Origin of the sequence: Actinoplanes flavus (assembly GCF_017592555.1) — a bacterium.
GTDB classification, from domain to species: domain Bacteria; phylum Actinomycetota; class Actinomycetes; order Mycobacteriales; family Micromonosporaceae; genus Actinoplanes; species Actinoplanes flavus.
In genome coordinates this window covers 88815-102659 of the sequence record NZ_JAGFNS010000029.1, presented here as the reverse complement: position 1 = coordinate 102659, position 13845 = coordinate 88815, and the positions used below count along the sequence as shown (strand labels likewise).

The window sequence follows — 13845 nt, the reverse complement described above, 5'->3', positions numbered from 1 at the left end:
GGCAGAGAAAAGTCGCATATGTCAGGATTTTTGTATGCGACTGTCCCGCCGTGCCCTGATCAGTGCCGGTCTGATCGGTATCGTCTCGCCTCCGTCCGGACCGCCCACGGACGCCGACTGGAAGGCGCTGGCCGCCGGGCTGGAGGGCCGGCTGGACCGTCCGGGCACGGCCACCTACGACAGCGGCAAGCAGCTCTACTCCCCCCGGTTCGACGACATCCGCCCGGCCGCGGTGGTCCGCTGCGCCACCCCGGCCGACGTCTCCGAGGCGATCCGGTTCGCCGCCCGGATGAGGCTGCCGGTGGTGGCCCGCGGCGGCGGCCACTCCTACGTCGGGGCGTCCACGATCAGTGACGGCCTGGTTCTGGACGTCCGGCCGATCGACCGGGTGGGCTACGACGCCGCGTCCCGGATCGCGACGATCGGCGGCGGCGCCACCGTGATCGGGGCCTACACGGCTCTCGGGCGGCATCGTGTCTCGATTCCGGCGGGCACCTGCGGAAGTGTCGGAATCAGTGGCCTGACCTGTGGCGGCGGGATCGGCCCGGCCGCCTCCGCGTACGGGCTGGCCTGCGACAACGTGACCGCCGTCGACGTGGTGACGGCCGACGGCAGGCACCGGACGGTGGACGCGGCCCGCGAGCCGGACCTGTTCTGGGCGCTGCGCGGCGGCGGGGGCGGCCGGTTCGGGGTGGTGACCGGCTGGCGGATGCGGACCCATCCGGCGACGACGATCGGCACGTTCACGCTGACGTACCGGTGGGCGGACGCGGCCCGGGCGGCCACCGGCTGGCAGGCCCGGATCGCCACGGCGCCGGACGAGGCCTGGTCGTCGTGCCAGTTCACAGCGGAGGCGGGCGGTGCGCTGTCGGTCCGATTGAACGGTTTCGTCATGGACGGTGACGCCCACGGCGAGGTGGCCGCGCTGACCAGGGCGATCGGCAGGGAGCCCGCGTCGGTGGCGGTGGGGCGGGAGCCGCACGTCGAGCTGATGAAGGACCGGGCGGGCGGCCCGGCCCGCGGCACCCACCTGATCGGCAGCGAGATCTTCCGGACCGCGCTGCCGCCGGCGGGAATCGCCGCGCTGGTGGCGGCGGTGCAGCGCCGGGCCGCGACGAAGCGGCCGGGGCTGGCCAAAATGAAGCGGATGACCGGCGCGCCGGCCAGGATCGCGCCGGCGGCGACCGCGTTCCCGTGGCACGGCGCGCTGGCCATGCTCCAGTGGCTGGTCGTGCCGGCGAAGGTGGACGCCGTGTCGGTGGCCGACGGCTACACGTGGATCGACTCCGGGCATCGGGCGCTGGCCCGCTGGTCGGCCGGGCGGTACGTCAACTATCTGGAGCCGGGTCCCGTCGATCCGGCCGACTACCACGGCCCGAACCTCGGCCGGCTCCGCCGCGTCCACGCCTCGGTGGATCCGGCCCACCTGTTCAAAGGCGCCTACGCGTGGTGACCTGCCCCGCGCGTGGCGGAACCCGGCACAGCGGCCCGACCTGACGCGGGATGCCGGACATCAGCGGCGTGGACAGTGCCTCCGCCACCGGTCTCGTCCAGCCCGTCGGGCACCGGAACGAGCCGGCCCCGGGCCGGCATGTGGACGATCACCCCGTCGCCGTACCCGGCCGGGTCCCGGAGGAAGGGGAAACCGGCGCCGATCTCGCCGCCGTTCCGCGAATTCCGTCCAATGGGACGTTCGGGTCCGCGCCATCGGCGTGGACCTGCTTCTCCCTCACCGAACCCGTCGGTTCGGCCGGACGCCGGCCGGACGCGCGAAGTATAGTGCGCGAGGCACATTCGTAACGATCAATATGGTTGTTCTCGGGGAGGAGAACCCATGCGACGTCGAGTGGGTGGAGCCGTGACCGCGCTGGTCATCGGCCTGACAGGAGCCGGCGTGGCGCCGGCCGCGAGAGCCGGCGAACCGGCGGCCAATCCGGTGATCGTCTGGGACCGCAACGCGCAGACCGCCATCTGGGACGTCGGCGGGCAGCTTCCGTGGGAGCAGGGACGCTCGTTCGCCATGGTGAGCGGCGCGGTCTACGACGCGGTGAACGCGATCACCGGCAAGCGGTACCAGCCGCTGCTGACGGCGCCACCGGCCACCGGGCGGGAGTCGATCGACGCGGCCGTGGCCACCGCGGCCTACCGGGTGCTGGCGTCGGTGCTGCCGGCCCAGGCCACCCGGCTCCGCGAACAGTACGACCAGGCGCTCGCCGCGGTGCCGGACGGGCCGGCGGAGACCGCGGGAATCGCTCTCGGAGACCGGACGGCGGCTGCCATGATCGCGTTCCGGGTGAACGACGGATCGTCCGGCGACGCCGAGTGGGTCATCGGCACCCAGCCCGGTGCGTGGCGGCCGACCCCACCGGCGTACGCCGCGGACGGGGCCTGGGTCGCCGACCAGAAGCCGTTCCTGATCGCCGACCCGTCGCGGTACCGCAGCGACGGCCCGTATCCGCTGGTCAGCGCCGCCTACGCACGCGACTTCAACGAGATCAAGTCGGTCGGGGCGGTGGACAGCACGACCCGTACCGCCGACCAGACCGAGGCGGCGATCTGGTGGCACGACCGCAACGTCACCGAGTGGCAGATCAAGCGGCAGCTCGCCGAGACACAGCGGCTGAGCGTGCTCCAGACCGCGCGGCTGTTCGCCCTGGTCGATACGACCGCGGCCGACACCCAGATCTCCTGCTTCGACGACAAGCGGGCGTGGAGCTTCTGGCGGCCGGTCACCGCGATCCGGGCCGCCGACACCGACGGCAACCCGCGGACCAGCGGCGACCCGGACTGGACGCCACTGCTGATCACCCCGCCGTTCCCGGACCACCCGTCCGGCCACGCCTGCGCGACGGCGGCCCGGATGGCGACCTACCGCACCTTCTTCGGCCGGGACCGGATCGCCTACAGCGCCTACAGCGAGGCCTCCGGCACGACCCGCTACTTCCGCAGCTTCTCCCAGGGGGTCGAGGAGGTGAACAACGCCCGGGTCTGGGGTGGTATCCACTTCCGCAACGCCGACCTGCAGGGCCAGAAGCTGGGTGAGGCGGTCAGCGCCTACATCGCCGGCCGTTACTTCCGGAAACTGCGCTAACGCGCCAGGCGCAGATTCCCCGGCTGGTAGGAGACCAGGCCGGTGTTGTCGATCTCGTACGTCGCGGCCGGCCCCTCCCCGGTGATCCGCAACCGGTTCGGGCTGATCATGTGGTAGGTGGCCGTGCCCGCGACCAGCTCCAGCGACGGCACCAGGACCCGCACCGACGGCACGCTCACCGGCCCCGGCTCGGTGGTCAGGCCGAGCCGCCGGATCGCCCAGGACACGAAGATCGGCGAGTCGACGAGCCGCGGCACCGCCTCCGGGTCGATCTCCGGTAGGGCGGTCCCCGGCTCGTCGGCCCGGATCACCCACTCACCGCCGGTGTGGTGCATCTGGAGGCCACGGCTCCACCCGTCGCCCCGGCAGGAGACGCTCAGCTCACGAACCCTGGTCTCCTCGTCCAGCTCGGCGTGCCAGCCCATCGAGAACGGCACGGCGCCGGTGACGACCGCGGTGCCCTGCGCGCAGTGCTCCCGGGCGAAGACCAGCTCGGTGCCGATGACGTTGGTGCGCTGCCAGGCCAGCGGGCCGGCGGGCAGCGTCGGCGCCGCCACCGGGCTGGTGGTCCGCCCCGTCAGGGTTTCGGGCATGACGCCTCCTTTGCCTCCTTGGCCGGATTCCCATCCTGACACCGCACGTAACCGCTTTACCCGAATACTGTCCGCGCCCTCCCGCGCCCCGACTGTCGCCGAGTGCCCGTCGCGGGCCGGTTGAAACGACATCGACCGATGATCGCGGCGGGTCGTCCACGGCTGAGCCGCCTGCCCGTGTGCGGTTCCGGTTCGAGGCCTCCGCGACGCTGTGTCGGGCACACCGTGTTCCGTTGCCGACTGGCGGGTTGTGGGGAACCCCGGACCGGGCAAGAATGGGGGCGGTTGATGACCCAGCCGAATTCGCGCCGAAGTTTCGCGAGGTGATGGCTGGTGTCCACGTTCGGTGAGCCTGACAAGCATTCCCCGGGATCGGGTTCAGAGTATTTCGGCCGGTCGCAGCGCTGCCTCGGGGACAGCGACGTGATCGGCCTGACCGGTGAGCTCGACCGCGACGCGCTTCCGGAGCTGCGTGAGTGGCTGCTGAGCGCCGCCGCGGCGAGCACCGCGGCCACGTTCGTACTGGACATGTCCGAGCTGGAATTCATCGATGCCGGCTGCATTCGGGTGGTCCTGGCCGCCCATGACGCTGCGACCTCTCGCGGCAAGCGATTCCGGGTCGAAGGGTTGCACGGCACACCGGAGCGGGTCTTCGAGATACTCGGGTTGATGCCGGGACTGGTGGGCCGGGCAGAGGTACCCGTTGGTGTTGGAGGTGCACCGGTGAACGAGGCTGACGGGCAGGCGGCGGCGCACGACGACGTCCCACTGGTGGAACGGACGCGCCGGGCTGATCATTGGCAGTCCCGCGCCGACGAACGTGAGCGGCTCGCCGACGAGCGGGAGCGGTCAGCGGACGAGCGGGACGCCCTCGCGGACGAGCGGGAACGCATGGCCGATCGTCAGGAGCGTGAGCTGACCAGGCCCGGACACCGGCCGGCCTCGGGCGTGACCCCCAGCGGCGATACGGACGACCGTGACGACGGTGCGGACACCGACGCAACCGAGCTGGCGGTACGCCGGGCCGAGGCCGCCGTGCGCCGGGCGGAAGCAGAGCTGGAACGCACACGGCAGGCCGCCGCCCGCGCCCAGCGCCGTGCCGCCCTCCGTGTCGCCCGCGCCGACCGCGCCGTGGCCGCCAGTGCGGCCGCAGGAACAGTCGATGGGGAGGAGGTCGCCTGGGCGGTTGATCGGCGCGATTTCGTCGCCGCGGAACGTGACCGTCTGGCCGACGAACGTGACGGTATCGCCGACAGACGCGACCAGGCCGCCGCACGGCGCGAGCGTCTGGCCGACGAACGTGAACGCGAGATTCTCGACCATGAGAAGTGCATGAGCGGGCCGAGCCCGGCCGGCCGTCAGCCGGGGCCGACGCAGGACGGCGCCAGCGGTGGGCGTCCGCGAGCGACGGCCGAGCGGCCTGCCGAACTGTGGGGTCCTCCAGCGTACGGGCCGATGTTGTTGTCCAGTTTCGCCCCACTCGCCCGGCAGCTGTTCGACAACGACGACCTGACCGCCGCGATCGCCCGGGTCCTCAAGTTCACCGTGGAGGCGATGGCGGGGTGCGACTGCGCGAGCGCCACCCTGATCCAGCGCGGACGCGTCGTCGAAAGCGTGAACAGCAGCGCGGACGCCGCCGAACTCGACGAGATCCAGTTCGCGACCGGCATCGGGCCGGCGGCGGAGGCGCTGTACGGCGAGGAACCGGTCCACGTGCCCGACCTCGCCGCCGGGCGCCGCTGGCCGGCCCTTACCGCCACCGCCGCCGAGCTCGGCATTCGCAGCGCCCTGAGCTTCGGCCTGTACGTCAACCGGCCCGCCCAGTGGTCGGCGCTGGGCACCTTCACCCTCTACGCGACGGCACCGGACGCGTTCAGCGACGACGACCACGACTTCGGCTGCATCCTGGCCGCGTATCTGGCGGTCGCCGTCGCCACGGCACGACGGCAGGACGAGGTCGACCGCCGCGAAGCCGCCCTGCATCGAGCATTGAGCACTCGCGACGTGATAGGGCAGGCCAAGGGAATCCTGATGGAACGCCAGCGTCTGTCCGCCGGCGAAGCTTTCGACCTGCTCCGCCGCGTCTCTCAACGGCTCAACCGCAAACTCGCCGACGTTGCGGAGCACCTGACCGAAACCGGAGAGGTTCCGGCGTAAGGCGCTGGACCGAGCAGCACCGCGGCGCGGGGGCCATCCGGCCGACGGCGCCGGCTCTCCAGACCGCGACCACGTCGCCCGATCTGATGCCACTGAGCTCGGCGCCCGAACAGCCGGTCACCGCCGTTCGCGACCGAAGGTCGCGTCCGGACGGAGGGGCCGGCGCAGGCCGGGTCCCGTGTCAGCGGGTGGGCTCGTTGTCGGCCTGGAACTCCGGGGGTGGGTTCAGTTCGCCGGCGTGGTAGACGCGCGGAATGCGGTCACGATCGGCCGGGAGACCCGCCCGGCCGACGGCCGGACCGTCCTCACCGGTCATCCGGTGGAAGTGGGCGTCCACTTCGGCGCGCAGAACGGCCATGGCGACGGCCAGCCCATGACGGATCTGCTCGCACGTCGGGCACGACGGGACCTCGCAATGCTGGTGCGCCGCCGCGATGTTCACGATCGACGCGTGCAGCGCGCGGATCTCCCCCGGCTGGGCCGGCCCGCCCGCCACCTCCAGCGCCTCCCGGTAGCCCGCGATCGCCGAGTCCGGGACCTGGTAGTAGTCGACGGCGCGGCGGGTATACCAGAGGAAGTCGTCCTGCAGGCTCATCGGGACCAGAACCAGCGACGGTTCCCCCGCCGGCGCTGCCAGGTCATCTCGTTGGCGATCATCGAGCGTACGCTGGCGACCACGACGGTCATGGCCTCGTGGAGCCCCTCACACGTACGACAGTCGCCACCGTCGCATTCGGTGCGATGGTTGTAGGCGATGTCGGTGACGACACGGCCCAGCGCGGCGGACGCGTACGTCCCCCGGTCGTTCGGATGCTGCCGGGCCAGGATCTCCCGGAACCCGGCGATGCTCTCCTCTCGCGCACCGTAAAGACGGGCGGCCCCCTCGACTTGCAGCAAGGCGTCCCGAACCGTTTCCTCCACGTGCATGGCTCTCCCCCAAGGGCCGTTGACATGTGGACGGTGACCGTATCTCCACAAGGCCCACCGTCACATGGGCCGGTCAGCCGATCATCGAAGCCGAACAAACGAGTCCGGATACGAAGCACCCCGGACCTGTGCGGTCCGGGGCGCTTCGTGGAGCGTGGCCCTGTCGGCCGATGGCTCCTGGCGGAACCCCTGGTCCGGGGTCTCCGGGAGCGGTAGTGGTCCCGCCGGGTTCAGGTCAGCGGGTGTTCTTGCCGGCGTCCGCGTCGAGGGAACGCTGGCTCTCCTGAATGCTGACGGTGAGGGCGTCGACGTCCTGGCACACGGTCTGGAACTTGAGCATCGCGGTCCGCACCTCGGCGAGGTGGGTGGCCTGCTGGGGCTCCCCGGCGGTGGCCTCGGCCTGCCGGACGGGCTGCTCGACGACGTTCGCGGCCGCGGTGATCAGCGTGCTCTTCGACTGCTTACCGAGCGTCACGATCTGGTTGGCGGTGGCGATGTCGAAATCGTAACCGTCCTGACCGAGAGTCGCCTGATTGGCCAGGGTGCAGGCGGACGCGGTGGCGTTGTCCAGGCCGCTGATGGACACCGTCGGCGCCGCGGTGGCGGCGGATCCGACAGGTTCTCCAGGGGTGGCGCAGCCGGAAATCGCCAGCAGGGTCGAGGCGAAAACGGCTGCGGTGGTGGTTCCTCGCATGGCCGGAAGGCTACCTTGACGGGGTTCCGGGCACGCTCAGCGCAGGCCCGGGATGTGACGGGAATCCCTTACTCTCCGTACCGTCACGGTCAGTGACCCAGATCTCAGTCGACGGCCTTCCGGCGTACCATCTCGTTGATCCAGGCGGGCGCGTACGGAGACGTACAGTTCGGTGGGGTCGGATAGTCCTCGAGCACACCGAGCCGCTCGCCGATCTCGATGGCGCGGGCCCGATGCCCGGGATGCTCGATACCGATCTGGGCGAGGCAGTGGTTCATGGCCCACTGGAGGCGGTCCGGGGCGTCCTTCATCTCCGCCTCGATCGTGTCGAGCAGGCCAACGAGGTCGAGACCGTCCGGTTTCCGGGCCACCCGCTCGGTGGTCAGCGCCCACCCGCCGCTCGCGACCACCGGATCCGGATCCCGCAGCCAGGCGACACGCAGCTCCTCCGCGTGCGGGCTCTTCTTGACGACATAGTTGACGAACCAATCATGGACCTTCGGGGTACGGGACTCGCGCGCCATCACGTCCAGTTGCCCCGCCCCGAACGCCCGGGGACGGCAGATCAGCAGCGCCAGCAGCCGTGCCGCGCCGTCCCCGGTGGCCCACAGCTCCAGCGCGAGGTCCTGTTGGATCTTGAGCCGTTTGGCGACCGCCCGCAGCTTGCCGAGGTTGACCCCGTGATCGTCACCGTGCCGCTCGTTGACGGCCCGCGCCTTCGGGTCCTCGAGCGCGGCCAGCTCGGCCATCACCTCGGCCACCGTCGTTCCCGTCACCTGTTTTTCCTCCCGTCCCGTGCACTCCCACCCTACGATCGACTCCGCCACCGCCGCCCAAACTCGACGGACACATCCGGCCTGGCAAGATCACTACGGCAGGGTGATGGACACTACGCGTGTGCGCGGACACGTTTCGGGGTCTTCGGCGCCGGAGGGTGCTGGAGTGGAGACGAGACGGCACTCTCGGCGAAGGCGGACCGCGGTATGCAGCATGAGGATCTGGTCAGGGCGGTTGTCGCCGCGGTGGCCTTCGGGGTGATGCTGGCCGGGCATTACATCGGGGACCACTGGGCCCAGACCAGTGGACAGGCCTACGGCAAGGGCCTGGACGCGGCCGGCTGTGTGCGGTCGACCGCGATGCGGCACTGCGCCGGGCACGTGGCGTCCTGGACGCTGACCACGACCGTGTTCCTGCTGGGCGCGGCCTGGTGGCTGAAACTGCCGCTGGAGCCGGGATGGCTCGCGGCCGGTGTGGGGCTGAACGCGGTCACACATTTCATCGCCGATCTCCGGACGCCACTGATCCGGCTCGGCCGGCTGCTCGGGCGGGGCGGCTACATCGACCAGGTCGGGGTGGTCCGACCAGCCGGCCACACCAACAGCGGGCCGGGCACCGGCCTGTTCGAACTCGACCAGGCCTGGCACATCGGCTGGCTGGCGGTGTCCGCACTGATCATCGCCGGCCCACCCGTCTGATCCCGGCCACTTCCCGCCCCGGCGAACGACACCACCGCCCGGGTCCCGCCCACCGCTCTGCCTCCACCCACGGCCCTGCCTCCACCCACCGCCCTGCCTCCACCCACCGCCCTGCCTCCACCCGCCGGGCAGACGACATCACCGGCTGGATCCGCCCACCGGGCACACGACATCACCGCCCGGCGCCGTCCACCGCTTGGATGCCGCCCGCCGGGCACACGAGCCCGCCGAGCGCACGACACCACCACCCGGCCCCGCCCACCGGGCACACGACACCACCACCCAGACTTGCCCACCGCCCAACTCCGCCCGCCGGGCAGACAAGCCCGCCGGGCAGACGACACCGCCGGACGGGAAGTCGCCCACCCGGCGACCGGTCAGGCGACCATGCGGATGACCGCCGTCAAGCCGACGGCGACGATCACCGCACGGAGGGCCGCATCCGGCAGGCGGCGGCCGTAGCGGGCGCCGAGCATCCCGCCCGCCACCGACCCGAGCGCGATCAGCAGGGCGGGTAGCCATTCGACGACCCCGGCCGCGACGAAGACGACGGCCGCGACCGTGTTGGCCAGCCCGGCGATGATGTTCTTCAGACCGTTGACCTGTTGCAGGTTCGGTGAGACGAGGATGCCGAGCACGCCCAGCAGCAGGACACCGAGCGCCGCGCCGAAGTAGCCACCGTAGACGCCTGCCGCGAACACCGCGCCGATGAGGGCCGGCCCGACCGGGCGGGGGCCGCCGGCCGTGCGACGGCGCAGCGCCCGGACGATCCAGGGCTGGAGGATGATCAGCACCAGCGCCAGGCTGATCAGAACGGGGACCACCGCACCGAATGTCGCCTCGGGCAGGACGAGCAGCAGCAGCGCCCCGCCGATCGCACCGGCCACGGCCGCAGCGCCGAGGGGCAGCAGCAGGCGGCGCTGGGCGGCCACCTCGGCCCGGTATCCGTAGGCGGCCGCGAACGAGCCGGGCACGAGACCGACCGTGTTGGACGCGTTGGCGACGACCGGCGGATAGCCGAGGGCCAGCAGAACCGGGAAGGTCACCAGGGTTCCGGAGCCGACGAGCGCGTTGATCGCGCCGGCCGCCGCTCCCGCCGCGAGGATCTGGGCGGCTTCGATGGCATGCATGGGTGTGCACCTCTCACACGGGACGGTCGCCGCCGACGAGGGTCGCCGCCGTCCATGGGTTCGTGATCGAGGTCGATCTTAAGAGGGCGGCCGCCGCCGGCGGGTGACGAGGACGACCGCGGCGACGATCGCGGTGACACTCAGCATGCAGAACAGCAGGCACAGCACATGCCACGGCTTCAGCGCTCCCATGGGCTCACCCTAATCATCGGAAGATCACGCGGCAGCCCCGCCCGGAACGAGCGACAGAGGCCGGCGCCCCACCCGAAACGAGCGCAGCGGTCGGCGTCCCGCCCAAGACGAGCGCAGCGGTCGGCGTCCCGCCCAAAACAAGCGACAAAGACCAGCGCCCATCCAGAACGAGCGGCAAAGGCCGGCGCCCCGCCCAGAACGAGCAACAAAGGCCAGCGCCCCACCCGGAACAAGCAACAAAGACCAGCGTCGCGCCCGGATCGCCGTCTTCGGGAAACGGTTCGCGTAGCCGTACCGAAATGGGATGGAAGCGTGATCTTGGGCAGCGAGGGTGACCCTCGTGAATGACTCGCGGGGGAGATCGCTGGCCTGGCTCGGGCATCCGGTGTCGATGGCCGCGCTGGTGCTGCTGATCGTCAATGATCATGTGTGGAAGGCCGCGCATCCCGGATGGGTGACCGGGAAGCTGAGCGATGCCGCCGGGTTGGTGGTGGCGCCGCCGCTGCTCGCGGCCGTGACCGGCCTCATCGCGCCGCGGGCGAGATTCCGTTGGGTGACGCCTGGCGCGATCCTCGCGGTGGGCGTGGGTTTCGCCATGGTCAAGACGATGGGGTACGCCGCCGCGCTCGCCTCAGACGCATGGAGCCTCGTCACGCCGTCGCTGGTCCGGGTGGATCCGTCGGATCTGCTGGCGCTGCCGTTCCTGGCCGTGGCGTGGTGGGTGGCGCGGCAAGAACCGAGGCCGGCACCGCAGTGGCTGAAAGCGCTACGGCTGGCCGTGTTCCTGCCGCTGGCGTTGGCCGGTGTGGCGGCGACCAGCGCGATTCCGTCGCCGGACGCGCACACCGTGGTCGTCGACCCGGACGGCGCCCTGTATCTCGGCGCCGACACTCTGGGCGACGGCGCGCCGTGGGCGGTGAGCCGGGACGGCGGCCTCACGTTCGTGTCGAGCGCCGGACCGCGTGCCGGGCGGGCCCCGCAGTGCTCACGGTCCGAGCCGGTGGTCTGCTACCAGCCGGTGCACCGGCGGATCGCGGTGGAGAGCCGCACCGGGGCCGGGCCGTGGCGGCTGTCCTGGGAGATCAGCGAGGGTGCCGTCGCGGAATTGAGTGACGCCTACCCGCATCCTGATTCGCACCGCCTCTACTCGGTGGCGCTGGCGGTTCTGGACGTGCCGGGCGGGCACGTGGTGGCGGTGGCGAACGGGCGCGACGGGTTCGCGGTGCGCGACGTGGCGGGAAACTGGCGGCGGATCGGGTTCCCGACCTCGACCCATGACATCGCCCCGGTCCCGCTCGACGAGGCACGGTCGGCCGGCGACTTCGTGGAGACCGGGCCGTTCGCGTTGGGGTTCGCGCTGTTCCTCGGTGGGCTGGTGCTCACTCTGGTGGCCGTGCGGCGGGCCCGGAGCGTGGGCGCGAGCGCACGCCTGTACTGGCTGCTGCTCCCGCTGGGGGCCGCATCCTGCTGCGCGCTGCCGATCAACCTGGTTTCGACGGCCGATGGTGACTCGATGTTCCGGGGGTTCGGCGCCGTCACCTGGGTCCCTCTCGCCATGGCCGTGGTGATCGGCCCGGTCGTGGCGCTGCGGGCCGGGCGGCGGCCGCTCTCGCAGGGACTGGGAGCGGCCCTGCTCATCGCAGGCGTGTTCATCATCGCCGAGTTGGTCTGGGTCGCGCTGGGGACCGGCAATGTGGGCCACCTGGCGCTGATTCTGGCCTTGTCCGCGGTCCTTGTGACCCCCGCCGCAGCCAAGGTTGTTTGAATCTGAAATAGTTGCCGAGTCAAACGCGTTGTGCGGGACAGTCCGGGACGACAGAGCCCCGGCAGGACGGTCCAGGAGCGGGTCATGCAGTTCGGAATCTTCAGCGTCTCGGATATCACCACCGACCCGACCACCGGCCGGACCCCGACCGAGGCGCAGCGGATCAAGGACATCGTCACCATCGCCAAGCACGCCGAGCAGGCCGGCCTCGACGTCTTCGCGCTCGGCGAGCACCACAACGAGCCGTTCTTCTCGTCGTCGCCGACCACCACGCTGGCGTACATCGCGGCGCAGACCACGACGCTCCAGTTGTCCACCGCCACCACGCTGATCACCACGAACGACCCGGTCAAGATCGCCGAGGACTTCGCGATGCTCCAGCACCTCGCGGACGGCCGGGTCGACCTGATGCTCGGCCGTGGCAACACCGGCCCGGTCTACCCGTGGTTCGGCAAGGACATCCGCGCCGGCATCCCGCTCGCCCTGGAGAACTACGGCCTGCTGCACAAGCTGTGGCGCGAACACGTGGTCGACTGGGAGGGCAAGTTCCGCACCCCGCTGCAGAGCTTCACCTCCACGCCGCGCCCGCTCGACGACGTCCCGCCGTTCGTCTGGCACGGCTCGATCCGCTCGCCGCAGATCGCGGAGCAGGCCGCCTACTACGGCGACGGCTTCTTCGCGAACCACATCTTCTGGCCGGCGTCGCACACCGAGCGGATGGTGGGGCTGTACCGGCAGCGGTTCGAGCACTACGGCCACGGCTCGGCCGACCAGGCGATCGTCGGCCTCGGCGGCCAGGTGTTCATGCGCCGGAACAGCCAGGACGCGGTGAAGGAGTTCCGGCCGTATTTCGACAACGCACCGGTCTACGGCCACGGCCCGTCGCTGGAGGACTTCACCCGCGAGACGCCGCTGACCGTCGGCAGCCCGCAGCAGGTCATCGACCGGACCCTCGGGTTCCGCGACTACGTCGGCGACTACCAGCGCCAGCTGTGGCTGATGGACCACGCCGGCCTGCCGCTCAAGACCGTCCTCGAGCAGCTCGACATCCTCGGTGAGGAGGTCGTCCCGGTGCTGCGCAAGGAGTTCACCTCGCTCAAGCCGGCCCACGTGCCGGACGCGCCCACCCACGCGTCGCTGCTGGCCGCGCGCGCCGAGAAGAAGGAAGAGGTCCAGGCATGAAGCAGCGCAACCTCGTCGTGATCAGTTCCGGTCTGAGCCAGCCGTCGTCGACCCGCCTGCTCGCGGACCAACTGTCGGCGGCCGCGGTCGGCGCCGCCGCCCGGCTCGGCGTCACCCTCGACGTCCAGGTGATCGAGCTGCGCGACCTGGCCCACGACATCACCGACAACATGCTGACCGGTTTCGCCAAGCCGGCGCTCAAGCAGGCCCAGGACTCGGTGGCCGCCGCGGACGCGCTGATCGTGGTCACCCCGGTGTTCAGCGCCAGCTACAGCGGCCTGTTCAAGTCGTTCTTCGACGTTCTGGACAAGGATGTGCTGACCGGCAAACCGGTCATGATGGCCGCCACCGCCGGAACCGCCCGCCACTCGCTGGTGCTGGAGCACGCGCTGCGCCCGCTCTTCGCCTACCTGCGGGCCGCGATCCTGCCGACGTCGGTCTTCGCGGCCGGCGACGACTGGGGCGCCAACTCGGTCGAGGGCCCGCTGCGTGGCCGGATCGAACGCGCCGCCACGGAACTCGCCATCGAGGTCGAGCGCCGGGAACCGGCCACGGTCACCGATCCGTTCGCGCTCACCGAGAGCTTCGAGAACATGATCAAAAACCTTTGACGGTACGCCTACCGGAGAAGCCCGCATG

General features: G+C 70.9%; 13 protein-coding genes. 7 read left to right on the top strand and 6 right to left on the bottom strand.

Features of this window, described 5'->3' with window-relative positions:
* Positions 1–34 precede the first annotated feature (34 nt).
* Together J5X75_RS34170 and J5X75_RS34165 are read left to right on the top strand one after the other, a co-directional pair.
* Complete coding sequence (locus J5X75_RS34170) at positions 35–1453, top strand: FAD-binding oxidoreductase (protein ID WP_208471763.1); 1419 nt, start codon at positions 35–37, stop codon at positions 1451–1453.
* A gap of 381 nt (positions 1454–1834) precedes the next feature.
* Complete coding sequence (locus tag J5X75_RS34165) at positions 1835–3091, top strand: vanadium-dependent haloperoxidase (protein ID WP_208471762.1); 1257 nt, start codon at positions 1835–1837, stop codon at positions 3089–3091.
* Here the strand turns inward: J5X75_RS34165 and J5X75_RS34160 are convergent.
* Entirely contained in the window at positions 3088–3684 is a 597-nt protein-coding gene (locus J5X75_RS34160; protein ID WP_208471761.1) for a putative glycolipid-binding domain-containing protein, read from the bottom strand. The two genes, J5X75_RS34165 and J5X75_RS34160, sit on opposite strands and share 4 nt — an antisense overlap.
* Positions 3685–4017: 333 nt before the next feature.
* Between J5X75_RS34160 and J5X75_RS34155 the strand changes: the two genes are divergently transcribed.
* Positions 4018–5841, top strand: coding sequence for an ANTAR domain-containing protein (locus J5X75_RS34155; RefSeq protein ID WP_208471760.1), 1824 nt, complete (start codon positions 4018–4020; stop codon positions 5839–5841).
* A 181-nt stretch (positions 5842–6022) separates the two neighbouring features.
* Here J5X75_RS34155 and J5X75_RS34150 read toward each other — a convergent pair whose 3' ends face one another.
* The 4 genes from J5X75_RS34150 to J5X75_RS34135 all read right to left on the bottom strand — a co-directional run bounded on the left by J5X75_RS34150 (position 6023) and on the right by J5X75_RS34135 (position 8211).
* Positions 6023–6436, bottom strand: a complete 414-nt coding sequence (locus J5X75_RS34150; protein ID WP_208471759.1) for a hypothetical protein — start codon at positions 6434–6436, stop codon at positions 6023–6025.
* On the bottom strand, positions 6433–6768 hold the full coding sequence (locus J5X75_RS34145) for a hypothetical protein (protein WP_208471758.1): 336 nt from the start codon (positions 6766–6768) through the stop codon (positions 6433–6435). The genes J5X75_RS34150 and J5X75_RS34145 overlap by 4 nt, the downstream gene beginning before the upstream one ends.
* 235 nt (positions 6769–7003) lie before the next feature.
* Positions 7004–7462 (bottom strand): hypothetical protein, encoded by a 459-nt coding sequence (locus J5X75_RS34140; protein WP_208471757.1) that lies wholly within the window; start codon positions 7460–7462, stop codon positions 7004–7006.
* A gap of 104 nt (positions 7463–7566) precedes the next feature.
* Complete coding sequence (locus J5X75_RS34135; protein WP_208471802.1) at positions 7567–8211, bottom strand: DNA alkylation repair protein; 645 nt, start codon at positions 8209–8211, stop codon at positions 7567–7569.
* 234 nt (positions 8212–8445) lie between these two features.
* On the opposite strand from J5X75_RS34135, the gene J5X75_RS34130 reads away from it, so the two are divergent.
* Entirely contained in the window at positions 8446–8937 is a 492-nt protein-coding gene (locus J5X75_RS34130) for a transcriptional regulator (RefSeq protein WP_208471756.1), read from the top strand.
* Between the two features lie 377 nt (positions 8938–9314).
* On the opposite strand, the gene J5X75_RS34125 is transcribed toward J5X75_RS34130, so the two are convergent.
* Positions 9315–10067 (bottom strand): sulfite exporter TauE/SafE family protein, encoded by a 753-nt coding sequence (locus J5X75_RS34125; RefSeq protein WP_208471755.1) that lies wholly within the window; start codon positions 10065–10067, stop codon positions 9315–9317.
* Between the two features lie 532 nt (positions 10068–10599).
* Here J5X75_RS34125 and J5X75_RS34120 point away from each other — a divergent pair.
* The 3 genes from J5X75_RS34120 (at position 10600) to J5X75_RS34110 (ending at position 13817) form a co-directional block, all read left to right on the top strand.
* Entirely contained in the window at positions 10600–12024 is a 1425-nt protein-coding gene (locus tag J5X75_RS34120; RefSeq protein ID WP_208471754.1) for a hypothetical protein, read from the top strand.
* An 84-nt stretch (positions 12025–12108) separates the two neighbouring features.
* Complete coding sequence (locus J5X75_RS34115) at positions 12109–13206, top strand: LLM class flavin-dependent oxidoreductase (RefSeq protein WP_208471753.1); 1098 nt, start codon at positions 12109–12111, stop codon at positions 13204–13206.
* Positions 13203–13817 (top strand): FMN reductase, encoded by a 615-nt coding sequence (locus J5X75_RS34110; protein ID WP_208471752.1) that lies wholly within the window; start codon positions 13203–13205, stop codon positions 13815–13817. Before J5X75_RS34115 ends, J5X75_RS34110 begins: the two co-directional genes overlap by 4 nt.
* Positions 13818–13845: the final 28 nt, after the last annotated feature.

Excerpts from the sequence above, each read along its gene's own strand:
- J5X75_RS34125 (WP_208471755.1), bottom strand. The coding sequence starts at position 10,067 with ATGCATGCCATCGAAGCCGCCCAGATCCTCGCGGCGGGAGCGGCGGCC.
- J5X75_RS34135 (WP_208471802.1), bottom strand. The coding sequence starts at position 8,211 with ATGGCCGAGCTGGCCGCGCTCGAGGACCCGAAGGCGCGGGCCGTCAAC.
- J5X75_RS34170 (WP_208471763.1), top strand. The coding sequence starts at position 35 with ATGCGACTGTCCCGCCGTGCCCTGATCAGTGCCGGTCTGATCGGTATC.
- J5X75_RS34130 (WP_208471756.1), top strand. The coding sequence starts at position 8,446 with ATGCAGCATGAGGATCTGGTCAGGGCGGTTGTCGCCGCGGTGGCCTTC.
- J5X75_RS34160 (WP_208471761.1), bottom strand. The coding sequence starts at position 3,684 with ATGCCCGAAACCCTGACGGGGCGGACCACCAGCCCGGTGGCGGCGCCG.
- J5X75_RS34145 (WP_208471758.1), bottom strand. The coding sequence starts at position 6,768 with ATGCACGTGGAGGAAACGGTTCGGGACGCCTTGCTGCAAGTCGAGGGG.
- J5X75_RS34150 (WP_208471759.1), bottom strand. The coding sequence starts at position 6,436 with ATGAGCCTGCAGGACGACTTCCTCTGGTATACCCGCCGCGCCGTCGAC.
- J5X75_RS34140 (WP_208471757.1), bottom strand. The coding sequence starts at position 7,462 with ATGCGAGGAACCACCACCGCAGCCGTTTTCGCCTCGACCCTGCTGGCG.
- J5X75_RS34110 (WP_208471752.1), top strand. The coding sequence starts at position 13,203 with ATGAAGCAGCGCAACCTCGTCGTGATCAGTTCCGGTCTGAGCCAGCCG.
- J5X75_RS34115 (WP_208471753.1), top strand. The coding sequence starts at position 12,109 with ATGCAGTTCGGAATCTTCAGCGTCTCGGATATCACCACCGACCCGACC.
- J5X75_RS34165 (WP_208471762.1), top strand. The coding sequence starts at position 1,835 with ATGCGACGTCGAGTGGGTGGAGCCGTGACCGCGCTGGTCATCGGCCTG.